We start from the raw sequence: 18,151 nt of genomic DNA, 5'->3' as shown, positions 1-18,151 counted from the left end.
GCTGAAACCGCTGCGGTAACTCGACAACTCGCTAGTGAGCGACCGCCCGCACCACCGCACTAAAACGCTCGACCATTTGCGCCAGTTCGCTTTCGCTGGTGATGAACGGCGGAGCAAACAGCACATGATTGCCCTCTATGCCCTGCACCGTGCCGCTGCCGGGGTAAATCAGCAGGCCGTGCTGCAGGGCCTCTTTTTTGAGTGATGCGGAGTAGGCACCGCCGCCGCTGAACGGCACTTTGGTGGAGCGGCTTTCGACAAACTCGACACCGACAAACAGCCCGCGCCCGCGCACATCGCCGACGATATCCAGGTCACCCAGGCTCTCCTTGAGCCAACTGCGCAGCTGCTCGCCGCGCTGGCGCACCTGGGCCAGCAAGTTCTCCTCAGCGATGACCTGTTGCACTTCCAGAGCAATGGCACAGGCCAGCGGGTGGTTGACATGAGTCTGACCGTTGCCAAGAACGCCAGAGCCTCCGGCCATCACCGCATGCACCTGCTCACTGATCAACAACGCCGAGATGGGGATGTAACCGGCCGTCAGGCCTTTCCCTACGGCGACCATGTCCGGCACGATGCCATCGTCGGCATAGGCGAACAGTTGACCGGTACGCCCCATGCCGGCCATCACTTCATCGAGGACCAGCAGCACATCATGCCGCTCGCAGACCGCCTTGATCTTGCGAAAGTAACCCTGCACTGGGGGAACGGCACCATTAGTCGAACCCACCACTGTTTCAGCGAAAAAAGCCGCAACATTTTCGCTGCCCAGGCTGCGGATTTTCTGGTCGAGTTCCTCGGCCAGGCGGGTTGCGTACTGCTCTTCGCTTTCGTCATGACGCTGATCACGGTAGGCATAACACGGCGATACAAACTCGGCCTTTGGCAATAGCGGGCCGAATACAGATTGCTGCTGCGGGTTGCCGGAAATGCTCAGCGTGCCGAGCGTGCTGCCGTGGTAGCTCTGTCGCCGCGAGATGAACACCGATTTCTCGGGCAACCCCCGCTCGCACTGGTACTGGTAAGCGATTTTCATCGCCAGTTCCATGACCTCCGACCCTCCTGACAAAAACTGCGCCCGCGCCAGGCCGCCACTGGCCGTCACCAGGCTTTCGGCCAACTGCTCCGCTGCCTGCGTGGTGAAACTGCCCGCGTGCGCCCAGGCCAGCTTTTTCGCCTCGCGCTCGAAGGCCGCCGCGATACGTGGATGGCCGTGGCCCAGGCTCGACACCGCGACACCGCCGCAGGTGTCCAGGTAGCGTTTGCCGGTTGCATCTTCGAGCCAGACCCCTGCCCCGCCTGTGGCCAGAAGCGGTGGGGTACCAAGATTTTTATAGATCACTTTTGACATGAGCACGGCTCCCTAGATCGTTAGCGTTGCAGTTCACTGACGGAGTGATCCCAAGCGGTCGGCGCCTGATGAAAGCGCCGCCCGAACCGGGAAGAATGGAACACTGAACGCGTCAGACCGACAGGCAGGAGTACGATGAAAAATATGAGAAACGCGAGCAATTTCAGCATGGAACATCTCCGGATAATTGATGGGGCGGTCAGTCCAGCGGGATTTCGTTGCGCCAGTCGACGGCTTCGACGAACGCCGGCTGGCCCGGCCGTTCCAGGACAAAATGGCCCAGCACCAGAACGTCCATTTCCGTGCGCATGAAGCAGGCATATGCCTCGGCTGGCTTGCACACTATTGGCTCGCCGCGCACATTGAACGAGGTATTAACCAGTACAGAACAACCACTGCGTGCCTTGAAACTGCGCAGCAGGTAGGTAAAGGGCGCGTTGTTTTCTTCAGTCACCGTCTGCACCCGGGCCGACAGGTCGACATGGGTCACCGCCGGCAATTGCGAGCGCACATTGTTGATGCTGCCCAGACCGCGCTGCGGACCGTCCTCTTGCAGCGACTGCGGCGATCTGATCGAGTCGGTCACCGGCGCGACCATCAGCATGTAAGGACTTTTTTCGCAAATATCGAAATAATTCCCGGCATCTTCTGCCAGCACCGCCGGTGCAAACGGGCGAAAGGACTCGCGGTATTTGATCTTCAGATTCATGGTGCGCTGCATCTCGGGATTGCGCGCATCGCCCAGAATCGAGCGCGCGCCTAGGGCGCGGGGCCCGAATTCCATGCGCCCCTGAAACCAGCCGACCACGGCACCCTCGGCCAGACGAGCAGCCACCTGGTCATATAGCCCGGCATTGTCATAGCGCGTGAAGGGATAGTGGTTTTCCAGCAGAAATGCGGCAATTTCTTCGTCGTCAAAACCCGGCCCCAGCAGGCTGCCACTCATGGCATCGGGCTTGCTTCTCGCCAGGTGCGGTCGACCGCTTTGCTTGACGGCGTAGTCCAGCGCAGCCCCCAGAGCACAACCCGCGTCTCCGGCTGCGGGTTGAATCCAGATCGAGTCGAAACGCCCGGAGCGGCTAAGTACCCCGTTGGCCACGCAGTTCAACGCGACACCACCGGCCAGGCACAGGTTACGTTGACCGGTCTGCTTGACGGCGGCGGTCGCCAGCCCCAGCACCACTTCTTCGGTGACTTTCTGGATCGACGCCGCGAGATCGCATTCGCGCTGGGAGATCGGGCTTTCTGGTTGCCGGATCGGCCCGCCGAACAGTTCTTCGAAGGGCTCGCCGACCATGCGTTCACCGCGCAGATATTCGAAGTACTTCATGTTCAGGGTGAACGAGCCGTCATCGCGAATATTGATCAGCTCGTCGCGGATCTTGTCGGCATGAACAGGCTGGCCATAGGGCGCCAGTCCCATCAGCTTGTATTCCCCGGAATCGACCTTGAAGCCGCAGTAGTAGGTCATTGCCGAATATAGCAAGCCCATGGAATGCGGATAGGAAATCGAGTTCTTCAGTTCAAGACTGGAGCCCTTGCCGCGCCAGATCGTGGTCGAATGCCACTCGCCAATGCCGTCGATACACAGCACGGCGGCGTTTTCAAACGGTGACGGATAGAACGCCGCGGCAGCGTGCGAGCGGTGATGCTGCGACGCCTGTGTGCGCGGCGCCTTGCCTCGGTTGAGCAGCTCAAGTTGCTCGTCGACGAACTTCAACACGTTCCATTTCCAGCGAATCCACTCCGGCATCGCGTTGATAAACGTGCGCGCACCACCGATGCCGCCACTGGCGAACGAAGAAATAACCCGCGAGAATTTCTCTTGAGGGTCCTCGTAATAGACCACGGCCTCCAGATCATTCAAGGTTATTCCCTCGGCATCCAGGCAATAGGCAATCGCTTGGGTCGGAAAAGCCGGGTCATGGCGAACACGGGTAAAGCGCTCTTCCTGCGCGGCAGCCACGGGCACACCATCCTTGACCAGAGCTGCGGCACTGTCGTGATAGAAGGCAGATATTCCTAAGACGTAAATAGCCATTTAACGGTGCATCCTCATCTCATCATGCCAATCCATGGAGTTGCTTGAGCCGATCGCCTGGCGGGCGGCACGGCAAATTTTCTCTGTACTCAAGACCACCATTGAGCGAATGGCAGGCCTCGTATAACCGGTATCAGCGATACCACCAGCACCAGGCTCATGCAGATGTTGAACGCCTTCAAACGTTGTGGCCGGGTCAGAAAACGCCGCAGGTATTGGCCGAAAAAAACCCACACCATGGAGCACGGTGAACCCAGCACAAAGAACAGCAACGCAATCAGCGCCACCTGCACGGTGTAGGAACCCAGCGGAGAGGTGTACGCCAGCACCGCCCCCACGGCCATGACCCACGCCTTTGGGTTGACCCACTGAAACAAAGCGGCGGCCGTGAACCCCAACGGCTTGCCTGATTTGTCGCCCAAGTCCGCAGTGGGTGAACTGGCGATGTGATAAGCCAGGAACAACAGGTAAACCGTCCCGATCAACTGCAGCACATCGTGCAGCCTGGGGTACTGCCGAAAAATCGCGCCGGCACCCAGGCCGACAGCCACCAGCATCAACGGAAAGCCGATGTTGATCCCCGCTACATGGCGCAGAGTGCGGCCCATGCCGAAATTGGCGCCCGATGACATCAGCATGATGTTGTTGGGCCCTGGCGTGACACAGGTGGCGATCACGAACAGCGCGATCGAGTAGTAATCCAGGTTCTGCATGCTTACGCCCTTGTCAGCGGTAATCTTCGAGCGTACCGCGTCGACGAACATCGACCGAGACGCAATGGAAGCCCCCGCTCAAGCTGCGCGCATGGCGCATCTTGAGGGGTGCGACATCGATACCGTGCTGTTCCAGCGCGCGAATCAGCGGGACCTGCTGATCATTGATCACCGCCAGCGACGGGTTGACCATGATGAAGTTCATGCCCTGCCAGATTGACGCACGCGGGTAGGACCAGCAGTAACCGGTGTCGACCATTTCGGGAGCCCAGATGATGTCCCAGTTCTTGAAGACCTCGGGAACCTGATGCTTGCCGATGCGCTCGGGGTTCATTACCACAAGGCCCGGACGTACCAGCGTGATGGTGGTGTCAAGGTGGGTTCCGTCGTAGAAGCCACTGAGTGCATGCACCCTGTATTGATCACCTAGTACGCGCTTGAGCCATTCGTAGCCAAGCCGATTGCCGCTGCGTGACTCCAGATAAAGGATGTCACGCCCCATGCGCAGGACATTGGCTGCATCGAAGATCGGCTCGTCGTTGGCAATGATCGAGCCCTCACGCGGGTTTACCCGATAGGTACTGTCACCCAGTCGCGGCTTCGGAGCAGATATCCAGTTGGCGCCACTGGCAAAATACGCTTGCAGATGCTCGCGGTAGGCAAAGGGCTCGAAGTAGCGGCTGCGCAAGGCCATTGGCGCTTCAATAATGGTCTGGCCGATCGGCAGCAAGACATCCCGAGGGCAATAGTTGTATTCGCCGTCGGTCTGCCAGTCAGGCGTTCCGAACAGCCCGGCGTGATACGTATTTTCGGGGCGACGCACCGTAACTCCGTGAGACTCCAGAAACGCCGCGAAGGCATCCAGATCTTCCTGGGCTTCTTCAATAAGCTGCTCGGGATAAGGGCCTGACGGAATCTCGTGCGGCGAATCGTGATGCTCGCTGTAATCGAGCGCGAACAGGCCCTTGTCAGGCCGGGGCACGCGCGCACCATGGGCGACACCCACGATCATTTCTTCGAGCGGGTCCCATTCGTTGTGCACTTCTACTAAAGACATAGCGGCTCCTTATGATGCTTATTGTCCGGGCACTTCTTCCAGTACTTTCCGGGTGATCGGCAAGTGATGGAGATAACCGCTGGATACCGCGGCACGACGCTTGTCACGCGGCAGCAAGCTGCCTGCCGAAGAAATTCCCAACCGCCGCAATACCTCACCCCATTTGCCCGGCATCGGCGCCAGGGACTCATAGCCCACCCGCACCCGATGCCACTGTTCGACGACCTCTCGTTCAGAAACCAACGAGCGCATGTGCGCGTCGATCGCATCGGCCGCCCACGCCGAGTGGCCCGTGGAAACGTTGTCGATGGTGTTATGCAGATCGACGAACGCGGTGCTGAAACCGTAATGCCGCAGAAAGCGACGCGCCGCCCGATAACTGCCGCCGACACCGGATAACTCCATGGCCAGATTCATGCCGAGGATTTCCGGCATGAACGTCACCGGCAGTTTGCCCAGACACAGCCAGTACACCGGCAGGCGGAAGGAATCCTCGTGCAGGCGCGGGTCCTCGGCAAACTCACGACTACCAGTGGGCGCCAGCTCGAATTCCATCTCGCGCAAGCCATCGCGGTATATTTTGGGATGATTGAGCGCGGCGATGCCGTTGCCCAGTTCGTCCCAATACGTCTGAAACAAGGCGCAGCCCACATGAGAGGACGCCAGCCCCAGATCAGTGAAGCCTTGCAGCCAGGCACCGTCGATCAGCGTGAGGGGCGCCAGTTGCAGGGTGGACTCGATAATTTCTTCGCGGCTCGGTATTTGCTCCGGATCGCTGTCATCGAACTGCCGCCCATTCTCATCATGCTTGTCCAGCAACCAGGCACGCAGCACGTTGGTGCCCCAGTGCTCGGGCAATTGACGCTCGGACGTCTTCAGCGAACGCTGTGAGCGTGCCAGCCAGCCGGACACATAGGCATGGGCAAATTTTCGGGTGGCCGGTGCCAAAGCGCGACCTTGCAGGACGAAATAGGCCTCGCGCAGGCTGGCGGGAAAGCGGCCAGCCTCGACCGGCGTCGGCATGTCCGGCACCCGGTCGACGGGCGGGCGGGAGACGGGCTGTAGAGGCAGCAGTTGACTGGTTGCAGCCTGGGGCAGCCAGTCAATCCACTGGCGAATCACACTCAGGTCTGCCTCACTGAAGATACGGAACATACGCCCGGTCGGTGCGATCAGACTGGTCACCAGCAGGCTGTTTTTCGAGTCGCCAGGGACGATCAGACGGCTGCGTGACAAGACATCGAGCAAAGGCAGAGGGTTTTCCTGCGCCTCCTCCAGCCATTGCGCCAGGCTGCGCCCTTCGATCAGGTAATTCTGGTGATACACCGCACCGACCCGGGCCAGGCGCTGCATCAGCTGCGTCATGGCATGCTGCGGGGACGTGGCGCTCACCGACGCGTTGTAGAGGTGCGCGTCCCAGCGCTGCAACGCAGCGAACAACCAGTTGGCACCACGGATGACCCGCGCTTCCCGAGCGTCGCCTTGCTCGGTGATCCGGTGCACGATCCATTGGCTGATTTGTCGCAGCGACGCGGGCTCAAGACCTGTGAATGACTCACTCAGGTCCAGACGCCGCACCTCCAGCGTCAGGCCCTCTAACTGCCCCAGCGCTGCCCAGCCAGGGTATAAACCCACGCTGCGCAACGCCCAGTCGATACCGCACATTTCATCACCGAACTCATCACTACGGCGGCTGAGCGCCATTAGCACTGCGGGCAGTTCAAAGGCGTCGTCGCAAAGGCTTGGTAATGCGGCCAGTTGCACAGGTGCCAGGGCAAAGGGCGTTAACTGCAACTGGGCCAGCAACGCATTGAAATGATCAGCACGTGAGGCGTTCGGGTAGCCGACGCCGACATCGTGGGCAAACAGTTGCATAAGTCTCAACTGCGCCGGATCTTCGAACACCCCGGGCGCACTCATGCCTTGCAGCCAACACCCTGAAACAGACGCCACAGGCGCCGAATAGATAGCCATTGCCTGAGCAAAAGCGCGGCCATTCCCGTGTTTTCAGGCCTCTGCCGCGGCGGCGGCATAAGCCTTGGTCTGCGTGGCTTGCCACTGTTCGATGTGCTGCGAGAGCGATGCCAGCGGCATGGACGCACATTTACCCAGCAGGCATTCGAGGTACGTAGCCTCCAGAAAACATTCAGGGCTGAGCGCCGAGCGATACAGCTCGCGCCACGTGCCCTCGCTTGTCATCCGATGTGAAACCGGGCCTTCCATGGCAAATCACCTTGCTCAGTGCAGCACCAACACATTTTTTGTCAGAACATTGGTTATCAAAACATCGGATAAATAGAAGAGTCCGGCTTTTTCTTCTTTTTCCCAAACAGACGCTGGAAAAACTTCTTAATGGATTTCATGGGCAAGTCCTTTTAGCGAGTGACATCAAGAATGAGTTTTGAAACCAGGTCATTGCCGGCGTCGGTAAAGTGAATGCGGTCGACGAACTGCCAGTCGTGAGGGCTCAACGCTTCTGCCAGCAAAGGTGTGATATCGGCAAAGCCCACGCCCATGTCTTGCGCACCGGCCCGCAGGCGCCGGGCGTAAGCTTCACGTACCGAGGTCTGCAGAATATCGCCATACACTTCCGTGAAATTTCCCGCCTGGTCGAGTTCGGCAAACAGCTGCTGTTCTTCGGGGCTGCCGGTTTGCCGAACCCAGCCCGCCAAAGGTTGCAGGATGAAGGTCAGCTTCGCCCCCATATCCGTCGCCAGGGCGCGCCAGATATCCAGATGCTGCAAGGTCAGGTCGGCGGCATAATCGATCTGTTCCTGCATGGATTGCGGTGCCGGTGGGTCTGGCGCCTGAGCCTTGCCAAACAGGTTCGACAGGCTCCAGGCGCTGTTGTGCGGGGGCCAATGCGTCGAAAAACTGATGACAGTTGAAAAATGCACCGTGCTCGCCGCGATATTCCTGAGGCTGGCGCGCCAGACCAAGGTTGTTGAACCCGGAAAAAAGCACGATCTCGTCCACCTTGGGCAGGTGATGTTTGTTCAGGGTAAACAACAGCAACTCTTGAGTGGAGTTGAAACTGCGACCGCCAAAATTGATCCAGCGCTGTCCGCGCGAGTCGTTCCGGGTGAGACGGGAAGACAGCGTCCAGCTGTCGGAACTGGCACCGATGCCGAATACGGTGGAGCTGCCCGCCAGTAAACGCACAGAACCACTGCTTTGTCCGCTGTCTATCACCGAGTAGCGCGTCGTCAGTGATTCGGAGTAGCGAAACCCGGCCAGGTCAGTATTGACCACGGGGGAGCGATGTTCAGTCGGGTGGAAGTACATCAGGTAGGGCAGCCAGCGAACCTCCCCGCTGTCGGTGAACTTCTGCTCGTATTCAGCCATCTGCGGTGTGAGCGTCATCCTTGCCGTCATGGCGCTTGATCCTCTCGATATGTGCTGTGCAGATTCAGATATCTGACTTGGTCATGTAGACGCCTATTCAGAAACCAATTGCGATAGCTGGCACTTGGCTATTCTTCGTCTATCCTTTGCGACTGAGCCGTGCACCGTTATAGAGCTATCATCCCAAGGCGATGATCTGTATTGCAGATACAATAATTCTTAATTTTTTAAATACAGATAGGCCAGTTTGACTGAAAATTTCTTGAAAAAAGGTCTATCTGTGCCTTTTTATGCTACAGATGAGTCGCTACAGTCAGGCACATGACTCTTTATCTGAACCTCGCCGAACTGATCAGCAGCCGTATAGAGCAAGGCTTGTACGGCCCTGGCGAACGCCTGCCCTCCGTACGCACGCTCAGCAACGAGCACGGCGTCAGCCTGACCACCGTGCAACAGGCCTACCGCGTACTGGAGTATTCCGGCCTGGCGATACCGCGCCCCAAATCAGGCTATTTCGTCCCGACCGATCGGCGGGTGGCACCTTTGCCGCAGATGGGCCGGCCTGTTCTTCGGCCAGTGGACATTTCCCAGTGGGACATGGTCCAGGAGCTGATGCGCTTCGATCAAAGCTCCGATATCGTTCAGCTGGGCTGCGGCATGCCGGACATCAGCGTGCCGACCCTCAAGCCTCTGCTGACCGCCATGTCGAGAATCAGCCGAAGCGCTGAAAGTACCAGCCTGCAGTACAATCATCTTCAGGGTGTACTGGGGTTGCGAGAACAAATAGCCCGGCTGTCGATCGACTCGGGCTGTCGCCTGAGCGCGGCGGACATCATGGTCACCAGCGGCTGCCAGGAAGCGCTGGCCATCGCGATACGAGCGATTTGCGCGCCCGGTGACATTGTGGCCGTGGCTTCGCCGAGCTACTACGGCATGATGCAAATCCTCAAGGCAGTCGGGCTCAAGGCACTCGAAATCCCTACAGACCCGGTCACAGGTATGAATCTGGAAGCTCTGGAAATGGCCATGGAACAGTGGCCGATCAAAGCCATCCAGCTCACCGCCAATTGTAACAACCCGTTGGGCTACATCATGCCCGACGACCGCAAGCTCAAGTTGATCCGCATGGCCCAACGCTTCGATGTGCCCATTATCGAAGACGATATCTACGGTGACCTTTCGCACCGCTATCCACGGCCCCGCTCACTCAAGTCCTTTGATGAAGACAATCGCGTAGTGCTGTGCAGTTCGTTCTCCAAGACCGTGGCACCCGGCTTGCGGGTTGGCTGGATCGTGCCGGGGCGCTACTCGCCGCAGGTGCTGCACATGAAGTTCATCGGCTCGGGCTCGACGGCCACTCAACCACAGCTGGCGGTGGCCGAATTCATTGCAAAGGGCAATTACCTGCTGCACCTGCGCCGTATGCGCAAGCAGTACAAACGCAACGGCGAGCTGATGATTGAGTGGGTCAATCGCTACTTCCCGGCAGGTACACGGGTCAGCCAGCCCCAGGGTGGCTTTACCCTGTGGGTCGAGCTGCCCGAGGAGTTCGACACCCACGCCCTCAACCGCCTGCTGGAAGCGCAGGAAGTACAAGTGGCAAATGGCAATATCTTCTCGGCGGCAGGGAAATACCGTAACTGTCTGCGGCTGAATTTTGCCAACCCGCCCACTTCAAAAGTTGAAAAGGCCGTACTCAAGGTCGGACAGACCATCAGCCAGTTGATACACCTGGAGTCGAGTAGCAGTAGCGCTTGATCGATAAAAACTGTTTGACTTCAATCAGCAAGCAAAATATCAACCAGCTCCTCCGCCCCACGGGAAATGCCTGCCTGCGCCGCCGCCAGCCGCCCGAACGTGGCGTTTATGTCATAGACTTCGGATACTGACGACTCACGTAAGACTCCAGGAGTTGCGAAGTGGACGCATCATAGATCTCGACCACATAACTGACGGACCCGGTAAATGTACCTTCACGGTCCCTTGCAGCCTGAACGAGGTTATAGGACCCCATGCCGATATCGAATCTGGAGAACGTCGATAAACCCGCCACTGTGGTCTCTGCCCCGGTCAGTGTGAGACGAATCCTTAACGTCCCTCGTCCGGGAGTTGCCGTGAATCGAAAATGCTGCCCCAGCGCTTCCGAGAATTTGACCGTCATGTCGTTGGCAAGAACTGTCTTGTCCTTACGCTCCAGGCCTGAAAACTGCGCGTCCGCACCTGAGTAAATCACCACCGGCTCAAGCATGATCTGGTCGTATTTGTGCCAGTTGACCGATGTCGAATATTTAAAAGGCGTACGGCCTGTGTTGTCCTGTTTGTTGGGTCGCATTTCAAGCGAAGAGTCGATACCCGAATAAGGGGACGGTTCATGGCTGGCACAACCTGTGACGAGAACCCCCAAAAGCAAAAGCCCGGCCAGCTTCATGTGGTTAACGTGGTGCATGCGCAATGCTTCAGCTCAATCAGGTTAGAAAAATTCGGAAGGAGTCGCCAGACAGCTCTGGATTCATTGTTGGCCAATCAGGAAAACTCTCCCACCAAAACTGTACCGGCAGGTATAGTTTTAGTCGGCTACTCATTGCGCGTCAATCCAAAATGTACACATGAGTATGGTTTTGAGAGGTAATTTGGATAGGCCCGCGCCGGCGAGGAAGCCGCGCAGCGTGATAGCCGCAGTAGCCCAAGACTTGATTGAAGACAGCGTTCAACTCACCCGTTGATGGGGATCGGGACGAGAGGCTTCAGGTATCGCGCGCGGCTGTAACGAGCCTGATCGTCAGGCGAGTAACACCATGAGCAGGTGTTCTGGAGCCCTCTCCCGCTCAGGATCGATGGCCGCTCGGAAGGATTGGATTAAATACTTGCCCCCCCCTGCGACACAGTTCGTCAGATACAAATCACAAACTATGTGTTCGGGGGCAAAATGGCATAAATATGCTAATGATCGAAAGAACCTGTTTGCCCAGAGCTGGAGCTAAAGATGGCGACACGAAACGTTGTGCTCACCCCTCACCAGGAACAGGTCATCCATGACCTGGTTCAGTCCGGCCGCTATCAAAATGCCAGCGAAGTGATGCGAGAAGGTTTGCGTCTATTGGAACAGCGCGTCGCCGAAGACACCGCCAAAGTTGAGGCCCTACGCCAGGCGACCTCGATCGGCCTCATGGACCTTGAGCGCGGGCGCTTTACTCAGTTGACCAAAGGGGATCTGGAGCACTACCTCGAGGGCTTGAGCCTTGAGGCAACTTCTCCGTCTCGTTTGAATAGAGGAGATTTGTACGGTTTTCAGAGAGGCGAGTCCCACGAAAAAAATGATCTACCAAACACCAGATTAATGTACTGAAAAATGTACTAAAAAAACGTGGCTGGTAGTGCTTTCGAGTGGAACTTACTGGAACGAAAAAAGAGGCCAAACAGACTGTGTGAAAACACACTGATGAAGGCCCAAGCAAACGCCCCGACTTGTTCGGGGCGTTTTTTTTGTATTGGCAGCAGACGAAAAAAATGTCCGCTCAGCCCATCAAAGCCATCAGATGGCGCACACCGAGCACTTTAATCGCTCGTTTCAGGTTATAGGCATTCACCGCCAAGGCCATTTCAGCTTTTGTACCCTCCAGTTGTCGCAGCAAGAAACGGCCATTACCAAATAGCCATTGCTTGAGGTTGCCGAAGGGGTGCTCAACGATGGATCTTCGGTTGGCCATCATCTCAGGATGCGCCTGCATTCTTTGCTCCATCCGCTCGAAAGCCTCTTCATGGGCATGTCGTGAGACATAACGGCGCCGGGCTCGAGTGCATTGCGTTTTCAGCGCGCAGTTGGCGCAGTCATCGACCTCAGCCTGATAGATCCGATCACCTTTGTTGTGCTGTTTTAGCGTTAACCATTTGCCTGCCGGACACTGGAAACGATCGTGTCCGGTCTCATAGATAAAGTCTTTTCGCTCAAAGAGCTGCTCTTCCTGACTGCCAGGGTTTTTCGAACGATTGGGCGGTACATAGGCCGTAATCGAAGCATCCTCGCAGGCCTGAAACTGCTTGCCATTGGAGTAGCCGGCATCGGCAGTGACCGTCAGATCATCTTGCTGTAACTCTGCTTTGGCGGCCTTGGCCATCGGCTCCAGTTGCTTTCGGTCATCGCCATCTTGGGTGACCTCATGATGCAAAATCAGGCAATGCTCGGCGTCCACGACGGTTTGCACGTTGTAGGCCACACGTGGCCCTTTGGCCGTGCGCATCATTCGGGCATCGCTTTCATGGGTGTTGAACTGCTCGATGCCCATCGAACGCATCAGTGCCTGGCAACTCTGATTATCCTGTTGTCGAGCCTCAAGCTGTGCCAGGGCTACCTTGATTGCGCTGCGATCAATTGAATCTGTGGTTTCAGCCTTGTCGGCCTCATCCAGCTCGGCCAGATACTGAGCGATGCGCTTATCCAGTTTTTCTTCCTGGCGCTTGAGCTGCTTCAAATTCACATGACGCCGTGAGGATGCGACCGCCTGAAACTTGCTGCCGTCGATGGCCACCAACTCACCGGCGATCAAGCCTGCCGTGCGACAAAACCGAACGAAAGCACGGCAGGTCGCGATGAAGGCGGGTTTATTGTTCTTGCGAAAATCGGCGATGGTCTTGAAGTCGGGCTTGAGCCGGTTGATCAGCCACATCACTTCGATGTTGCGCTGACACTCGGCTTCAAGACGTCGCGATGAGCGAATCCGCTGAAAATAGCCGTAGAGGTAGAGTTTTAGCTGATCGGCGGGATCATAAGCAGGGCGCCCCGTGCTTTTTGGAATCGCTTTATCGAAGCCCAGTTGCACCAGATCGAGCCTGGCAACGTACAGGTCAATGACACGAACGAGGTGATCCTCGGGGATCAACTCTTCCAGCGAGACCGGGAATAGGCTGGTCTGGCTGCGGGACTCACCTTGGATGTAGGCCATAACGAAAAATGCTCTGTATCTTTCGATACGGAGCATTTTCTTTGAGCGCTGCGCAGATTGCTAGGTTTTCACACAGTCTGCAAAGCCTCTTTTTTCAGTTTCTGCAAACTTCAATAGAAGCCTGTAGAACAATAATTGGAGCGGGAAACGAGACTCGAACTCGCGACCCCGACCTTGGCAAGGTCGTGCTCTACCAACTGAGCTATTCCCGCATTGTCTTGATGACAGGCCGCTATTCTAGCGATTCGAATAACGACGTCAAGCCTTTGATTCAAAAACTTATTTTTTTTCCGCAGTGGTCTTGAGGTGTGGCCATGCGGCTCTGAGGTATTGCACCATCGACCACAGGGTCAGCCCCGCGGCAACGAGCAACAAGGCGTAGCCGAAGATCACCCAGAAAGTAATGGCAGGCGGGTTGCCCAGCAAGATCACCAGCGCGAGCATTTGTGCGGCGGTTTTCCATTTACCCATATTGGACACGGCAACCTGGGCACGCGCACCGATCTCGGCCATCCATTCGCGGAGCGCAGAAATCACGATTTCGCGACCAATGATCACTGCTGCGGGCAGGGTCAGCCAGAGGTTGGCGTGCGCCTGAACCAGCAGCACCAAAGCCACCGCCACCATCAGTTTGTCTGCCACCGGGTCGAGAAAGGCGCCAAACGGCGTACTTTGCTCAAGGCGACGTGCCAGATACCCGTCGAGCCAGTCGGTCGCCGCAGCGAACGCAAAGACTGCACTGGCTGCCATGTAGCTCCAGTGATAAGGCATGTAGAACAACAAAATGAAGATCGGAATCAGTAAGACGCGTAGTACGGTGATCAGATTAGGGATATTCATCGGCACAACTGGCTACGAGGTGAGCGGGCATTCTACTCGCTGTGCAGGTTTGCATAAATCGACTCTGCGAGCTTTTTGCTGATTCCGGGTGCTTTTGCGATTTCGTCGATGCTTGCACGGGACAATTCCTGTAATCCACCGAAGTGTTTGAGCAGATCCCGACGCCGGGTCGGCCCTACTCCGGCAACGCCTTCAAGGGTCGACGTGCGTCGGGTTTTGCCGCGTCGCGCCCGGTGACCGGTGATGGCGAAGCGGTGAGCCTCGTCGCGAATCTGCTGAATGAGGTGCAGCGCTGGCGAATCACCCGGCAGCGTGAACTCATGCGCCGCATCGTTCAGATAAAGTGTTTCAAAACCGGCCTTGCGCGTTGTGCCCTTGGCCACGCCCAGCAGAATCAGATCAGGAACCTGCAATTCGTTGAGCACATCGCGCGCCATGGACATCTGCCCCTTGCCACCGTCGACCAGCAGCACATCGGGCAATTTGCCCTCCCCGGCCTTGATCCGGCTGTAGCGGCGGGTCAGCGCCTGGTGCATGGCCGCATAGTCATCGCCCGCCGTCACGCCCTCGATATTGAAGCGCCGGTAATCGGACTTGATCGGCCCTTCCGGGCCAAACACCACACACGACGCGACCGTCGCCTCGCCGCTGGAGTGACTGATGTCATAGCATTCAAGGCGCATCGGCGGGTCGTCGAGCCCCAACACCACAGCCAGCGCCTCGAATCGCGCAGCAACGTGCTGACGATTGGCCAGCCGCGCCGCCAGCGCCTGCTCGGCATTCGTAACGGCCATCTGCTGCCAGCGAGCCCGGGTTCCGCGCACGCGGTGGCTGATGACCATTTCAACGCCGCGCAGCTCTTCGATGGCATCAATCAACGCCGGGAAGTCTTCGTTGACCACGTTGACAATGACTTCGCCGGGCAGCTCCCGGTCGATGCCGCCGAGAAAATACTGAGCCAGGAACGCCGACATCACTTCGCCGACCTCCTCTTCTATGCCCACCTGCGGAAAGAAGTTCTTGCTGCCCAGTACCCGGCCGCCACGCACGCTGATCAGGTGCACGCAGGCTCCACCCGGATTGACGAACGCAGCCACAACATCCACATCACCGGTGCCGCCGTCCATGCTTTGCTGATCCTGGACGCGGCGCAACAATGCCACTTGATCCCGCAACTCGGCCGCGCGTTCGAAATCGAGCGCCATCGCGGCCTTTTCCATCGCAGTGTTCAGCTCGTCGCTCAGCGCATTGCTGCGCCCTTCGAGAAACATGACCGAGTGGCGCACGTCTTCGGCGTAAACCTCCGGCTCGACCAAGCCGACACACGGGCCTTTGCAGCGCTTGATCTGGTATTGCAGGCACGGCCGGGTGCGGTTCTTGAAGTAGCTGTCCTCACACTGGCGAACCTGAAAGGTTTTCTGCAGCAGACTGAGGCTCTCGCGAATGGCGCCCGCACTCGGATAAGGCCCGAAGTATCGGCCTTTGGCTTTCTTGGCGCCGCGATGAATGCTCAGTCGCGGAAACGCGCTGTCGGACAGAAACACATAGGGGTAAGACTTATCATCGCGCAGCAGGATGTTGTAGGGAGGCCGCCACTCTTTGATGAGGGTCTGCTCCAGCAACAATGCTTCGGTTTCATTGCCCGTGATCGTCGTTTCGATCTGGGCGATACGCGCTACCAGCGCTCCGGTCTTGGGTGCGTGGCCGGTCTTGCGAAAATAACTGGCGAGACGCTTTTTGAGGTTTTTGGCTTTGCCGACGTAAAGCAGCGTGGCGTCTGCGTCAAACATGCGGTAAACGCCGGGGCGACCGCTACAGGTCGCGAGAAATGCACTTGGATCGAATGTCTGGGTCATGTTCAGGCGCTGGCATCTACCATGCCGTGGCGTACAGCAAGTAAAGCCAGTTCAACATCGCTGCTGATCGAAAGCTTTTCAAAGATACGATATCGGTAAGTGTTCACGGTTTTCGGCGACAGGCACAGTTTGTCGGAGATGGTCTGCACCTTCTGGCAGCCCACGATCATCAGAGCAATCTGGATCTCGCGTTCGGAGAGCAGATCGAACGGCGAATTGTTGACCTGTGGCTGAAACGATTTCAACGCGAGTTGTTGAGCGATCTGCGGGCTGATGTAACGCTGACCGGCAAACACCAGACGGATGGCCTGAACCATCTCGGCCAGCCCTGCACCTTTAGTCATGTAGCCCGCAGCACCGGCCTGGAGCAAGCGGGTCGGAAACGGGTCTTCTTCACAGACGGTGACGGCAACCACCTTGATGTCCGGGTGGCTGCGCAGCATTTTGCGCGTCGCTTCAAGGCCGCCGATGCCTGGCATCTTGACGTCCATGAGCACGACATCGGGCTTGAGCTCGCGCGCCTTCTTCAGCGATTCCTCACCGGAATCCGCCTGCCCCACGACCTGCAGACCGTCTATGTCGGCCAGCATGCGAGTGATGCCTGTCCGGACAAGATCATGGTCATCGACAACTAGCCCCCTAATCAAGCAGACACCTCGCGCAACGGTCATAACGAATGACAATCACCATAACAAAAACCGCGAGTCAGACCTAGCACTGAGAAGTATGACTCGCAATAATTAGTCATCAATGCGTTTGAGTGGGTCTGCAGGGAGTCCCGAATCCCTCACAAAGTAGCGAATCGCCCCCCCCTGTCATCGAAGACCTGAAAGCGTCTTTAAACCGTGCTGTCAGGTGCGGAAAGCTCGGCAATCGTGGTGGCCAGACGTCTTATGGCGTCTTGATGCTCCTTGTCCAGTACACGATAGCTGCCCAGAACTATTTCTTCAGCATCGCTTAGATCGTTGACCGGGGTCGGTGTGGGTGTCCCGGTGAGCACGTAAAGTACGTCCACGCCTCTGGCCGCCACCGCAGCCAGGTAATCGGCCTTGGGGGGCCGTTCACCGCTTTCATATTTGCCCTGAGCGTTTGCTTCAACACCGCCGATTTCCCCGAAAACACGCTGGGACAACCCCAGACGTTCTCTTTCTTTTCTTAGCCGGTATCCAATTCCACTCATTTGAATGCATAACCCTGTTGACCCCATCCTTACGAATGGTAGAATCGATCTAAATTTAAACTGATTTGAACGGTTTTGAACTATGCCCGGAATACGCACCGCTGCACAAGCCAAGGCCTGGCTAGAACAACAGGGTAAATCTGTTCAGCAATTCGCACGTGAAAACAACATTGACCCGGCGACGACTTATCAGGTGTTGGCAGGCCGCAAAAAGGGCCGACGCGGCGAGGCGCATAAGGTGGCGGTTTTGCTAGGCATGAAGATAGGCACCATTCCCGGCGAAGCATCCGGGCTGGACAAGCCTCAGGAATAAGCGTCAACCTGCCCTGTCAAACAGCTGATTCGATTCTCTGACTTTCTCGTCCCACGCAGCGCATTCCCCACCCCCATCGATAATCAGACCGATGTGATTTTCCAATTGAATGCTTCGCCTTTCTTGCAGTAAGCTCCTGTTCATTCAACGGAGATCACCATGTCACGATCCACCCTCTCACTGCTCCAGGCCTGCAAAAGCGTCGATCGCTGTGCCTGCTCTGTGGCTGTGCGCGCGGCATCGTTGAGCACGGGTCTGCAATTCAACACTTATTATGGGTATTGGTTTAGCCACTGGCGCGCCTGATACCTGTCCGGCGCCCACTTCAAGGGGACGCCAACCAGAGAATTCTCTACCCCCGGTCGGCTTCCCGACCGGGGGTTTCGTTTTTTAGAGCCCTGAAAAATCACACTGCATCATTTGAGGATCACGACATGAACGACGCCACTTATTACCGCAACGAAATCGACTTCGCCTGGCGATTTAGCAAGTCCCGCTCGGAACAGCCTGCCGCC

At 57.3% G+C, this 18,151-nt stretch carries 16 protein-coding genes, 1 tRNA gene and 2 pseudogenes; 4 read left to right on the top strand and 15 right to left on the bottom strand.

What is annotated here, in order from left to right:
• Positions 1-31: 31 nt before the first annotated feature.
• The 8 genes from BLT55_RS07540 to BLT55_RS33900 form a co-directional block, all read right to left on the bottom strand.
• On the bottom strand, positions 32-1,351 hold the full coding sequence (locus tag BLT55_RS07540; protein ID WP_054998847.1) for an aspartate aminotransferase family protein: 1,320 nt from the start codon (positions 1,349-1,351) through the stop codon (positions 32-34).
• Positions 1,352-1,371: 20 nt separating this feature from the next.
• Positions 1,372-1,521 (bottom strand): hypothetical protein, encoded by a 150-nt coding sequence (locus BLT55_RS33420; RefSeq protein WP_167359954.1) that lies wholly within the window; start codon positions 1,519-1,521, stop codon positions 1,372-1,374.
• Positions 1,522-1,550: 29 nt separating this feature from the next.
• Positions 1,551-3,392, bottom strand: a complete 1,842-nt coding sequence (locus BLT55_RS07535; protein ID WP_054998848.1) for a carbamoyltransferase family protein — start codon at positions 3,390-3,392, stop codon at positions 1,551-1,553.
• 89 nt (positions 3,393-3,481) lie between these two features.
• Positions 3,482-4,105, bottom strand: coding sequence for a LysE family translocator (locus BLT55_RS07530; RefSeq protein WP_042912828.1), 624 nt, complete (start codon positions 4,103-4,105; stop codon positions 3,482-3,484).
• 13 nt (positions 4,106-4,118) lie between these two features.
• The gene (locus BLT55_RS07525) at positions 4,119-5,162 is read right to left on the bottom strand and encodes a hypothetical protein (protein WP_054998849.1); all 1,044 of its coding nucleotides are present in this window, start codon (positions 5,160-5,162) and stop codon (positions 4,119-4,121) included.
• An 18-nt stretch (positions 5,163-5,180) separates the two neighbouring features.
• On the bottom strand, positions 5,181-7,082 hold the full coding sequence (locus tag BLT55_RS07520) for an iron-containing redox enzyme family protein (RefSeq protein ID WP_223862775.1): 1,902 nt from the start codon (positions 7,080-7,082) through the stop codon (positions 5,181-5,183).
• Between the two features lie 87 nt (positions 7,083-7,169).
• The gene (locus tag BLT55_RS33905) at positions 7,170-7,385 is read right to left on the bottom strand and encodes a hypothetical protein (RefSeq protein ID WP_223862774.1); all 216 of its coding nucleotides are present in this window, start codon (positions 7,383-7,385) and stop codon (positions 7,170-7,172) included.
• Between the two features lie 152 nt (positions 7,386-7,537).
• Positions 7,538-8,059: an SGNH/GDSL hydrolase family protein gene (locus tag BLT55_RS33900; protein WP_223862773.1), complete on the bottom strand. Its 522-nt coding sequence runs from the start codon at positions 8,057-8,059 to the stop codon at positions 7,538-7,540.
• On the opposite strand from BLT55_RS33900, the gene BLT55_RS33895 reads away from it, so the two are divergent.
• Together BLT55_RS33895 and BLT55_RS07510 are read left to right on the top strand one after the other, a co-directional pair.
• Positions 8,040-8,318: a hypothetical protein gene (locus BLT55_RS33895; RefSeq protein ID WP_223862772.1), complete on the top strand. Its 279-nt coding sequence runs from the start codon at positions 8,040-8,042 to the stop codon at positions 8,316-8,318. The genes BLT55_RS33900 and BLT55_RS33895 overlap by 20 nt on opposite strands.
• 510 nt (positions 8,319-8,828) lie before the next feature.
• Positions 8,829-10,265: an aminotransferase-like domain-containing protein gene (locus BLT55_RS07510; RefSeq protein WP_054998850.1), complete on the top strand. Its 1,437-nt coding sequence runs from the start codon at positions 8,829-8,831 to the stop codon at positions 10,263-10,265.
• A 20-nt stretch (positions 10,266-10,285) separates the two neighbouring features.
• On the opposite strand, the pseudogene BLT55_RS07505 reads toward BLT55_RS07510, so the two are convergent.
• Positions 10,286-10,953, bottom strand: a pseudogene (locus BLT55_RS07505) (DUF3313 domain-containing protein).
• Between the two features lie 537 nt (positions 10,954-11,490).
• On the opposite strand from BLT55_RS07505, the pseudogene BLT55_RS07500 reads away from it, so the two are divergent.
• Positions 11,491-11,766, top strand: a pseudogene (locus BLT55_RS07500) (type II toxin-antitoxin system ParD family antitoxin); the annotation flags it as partial.
• 256 nt (positions 11,767-12,022) lie between these two features.
• Here BLT55_RS07500 and BLT55_RS07495 read toward each other — a convergent pair.
• The 6 genes from BLT55_RS07495 to BLT55_RS07470 all read right to left on the bottom strand — a co-directional run bounded on the left by BLT55_RS07495 (position 12,023) and on the right by BLT55_RS07470 (position 17,323).
• Positions 12,023-13,447, bottom strand: coding sequence for an IS1182-like element ISPsy6 family transposase (locus BLT55_RS07495; RefSeq protein ID WP_055001182.1), 1,425 nt, complete (start codon positions 13,445-13,447; stop codon positions 12,023-12,025).
• Positions 13,448-13,583: 136 nt separating this feature from the next.
• Positions 13,584-13,659, bottom strand: a tRNA-Gly gene (locus BLT55_RS07490).
• Between the two features lie 67 nt (positions 13,660-13,726).
• Positions 13,727-14,287, bottom strand: coding sequence for a CDP-diacylglycerol--glycerol-3-phosphate 3-phosphatidyltransferase (gene pgsA, locus BLT55_RS07485; RefSeq protein ID WP_007249427.1), 561 nt, complete (start codon positions 14,285-14,287; stop codon positions 13,727-13,729).
• A 32-nt stretch (positions 14,288-14,319) separates the two neighbouring features.
• Entirely contained in the window at positions 14,320-16,143 is a 1,824-nt protein-coding gene (gene uvrC, locus BLT55_RS07480; protein ID WP_054079997.1) for an excinuclease ABC subunit UvrC, read from the bottom strand.
• Between the two features lie 2 nt (positions 16,144-16,145).
• Complete coding sequence (gacA, locus tag BLT55_RS07475; RefSeq protein WP_054999468.1) at positions 16,146-16,790, bottom strand: response regulator transcription factor GacA; 645 nt, start codon at positions 16,788-16,790, stop codon at positions 16,146-16,148.
• A gap of 191 nt (positions 16,791-16,981) precedes the next feature.
• Entirely contained in the window at positions 16,982-17,323 is a 342-nt protein-coding gene (locus BLT55_RS07470) for a helix-turn-helix domain-containing protein (protein ID WP_054999440.1), read from the bottom strand.
• Between the two features lie 82 nt (positions 17,324-17,405).
• Between BLT55_RS07470 and BLT55_RS07465 the strand changes: the two genes are divergently transcribed.
• The gene (locus BLT55_RS07465) at positions 17,406-17,636 is read left to right on the top strand and encodes a DNA-binding protein (RefSeq protein WP_007249423.1); all 231 of its coding nucleotides are present in this window, start codon (positions 17,406-17,408) and stop codon (positions 17,634-17,636) included.
• Positions 17,637-18,151: the final 515 nt, after the last annotated feature.

Origin of the sequence: Pseudomonas cannabina (assembly GCF_900100365.1) — a bacterium.
GTDB lineage: Bacteria > Pseudomonadota > Gammaproteobacteria > Pseudomonadales > Pseudomonadaceae > Aquipseudomonas > Aquipseudomonas cannabina.
Note: the sequence above shows the minus strand (reverse complement) of the source record. Positions and strands in the feature narration are given on the sequence as shown.

Excerpts from the sequence above, each read along its gene's own strand:
- uvrC (WP_054079997.1), bottom strand. The coding sequence starts at position 16,143 with ATGACCCAGACATTCGATCCAAGTGCATTTCTCGCGACCTGTAGCGGT.
- BLT55_RS33895 (WP_223862772.1), top strand. The coding sequence starts at position 8,040 with ATGACAGTTGAAAAATGCACCGTGCTCGCCGCGATATTCCTGAGGCTG.
- BLT55_RS07495 (WP_055001182.1), bottom strand. The coding sequence starts at position 13,447 with ATGGCCTACATCCAAGGTGAGTCCCGCAGCCAGACCAGCCTATTCCCG.
- BLT55_RS33905 (WP_223862774.1), bottom strand. The coding sequence starts at position 7,385 with ATGGAAGGCCCGGTTTCACATCGGATGACAAGCGAGGGCACGTGGCGC.
- BLT55_RS07525 (WP_054998849.1), bottom strand. The coding sequence starts at position 5,162 with ATGTCTTTAGTAGAAGTGCACAACGAATGGGACCCGCTCGAAGAAATG.
- BLT55_RS07535 (WP_054998848.1), bottom strand. The coding sequence starts at position 3,392 with ATGGCTATTTACGTCTTAGGAATATCTGCCTTCTATCACGACAGTGCC.
- BLT55_RS07510 (WP_054998850.1), top strand. The coding sequence starts at position 8,829 with ATGACTCTTTATCTGAACCTCGCCGAACTGATCAGCAGCCGTATAGAG.
- BLT55_RS07520 (WP_223862775.1), bottom strand. The coding sequence starts at position 7,082 with ATGAGTGCGCCCGGGGTGTTCGAAGATCCGGCGCAGTTGAGACTTATG.
- BLT55_RS07465 (WP_007249423.1), top strand. The coding sequence starts at position 17,406 with ATGCCCGGAATACGCACCGCTGCACAAGCCAAGGCCTGGCTAGAACAA.
- BLT55_RS07530 (WP_042912828.1), bottom strand. The coding sequence starts at position 4,105 with ATGCAGAACCTGGATTACTACTCGATCGCGCTGTTCGTGATCGCCACC.
- BLT55_RS07470 (WP_054999440.1), bottom strand. The coding sequence starts at position 17,323 with ATGAGTGGAATTGGATACCGGCTAAGAAAAGAAAGAGAACGTCTGGGG.
- BLT55_RS33420 (WP_167359954.1), bottom strand. The coding sequence starts at position 1,521 with ATGCTGAAATTGCTCGCGTTTCTCATATTTTTCATCGTACTCCTGCCT.
- pgsA (WP_007249427.1), bottom strand. The coding sequence starts at position 14,287 with ATGAATATCCCTAATCTGATCACCGTACTACGCGTCTTACTGATTCCG.
- BLT55_RS07540 (WP_054998847.1), bottom strand. The coding sequence starts at position 1,351 with ATGTCAAAAGTGATCTATAAAAATCTTGGTACCCCACCGCTTCTGGCC.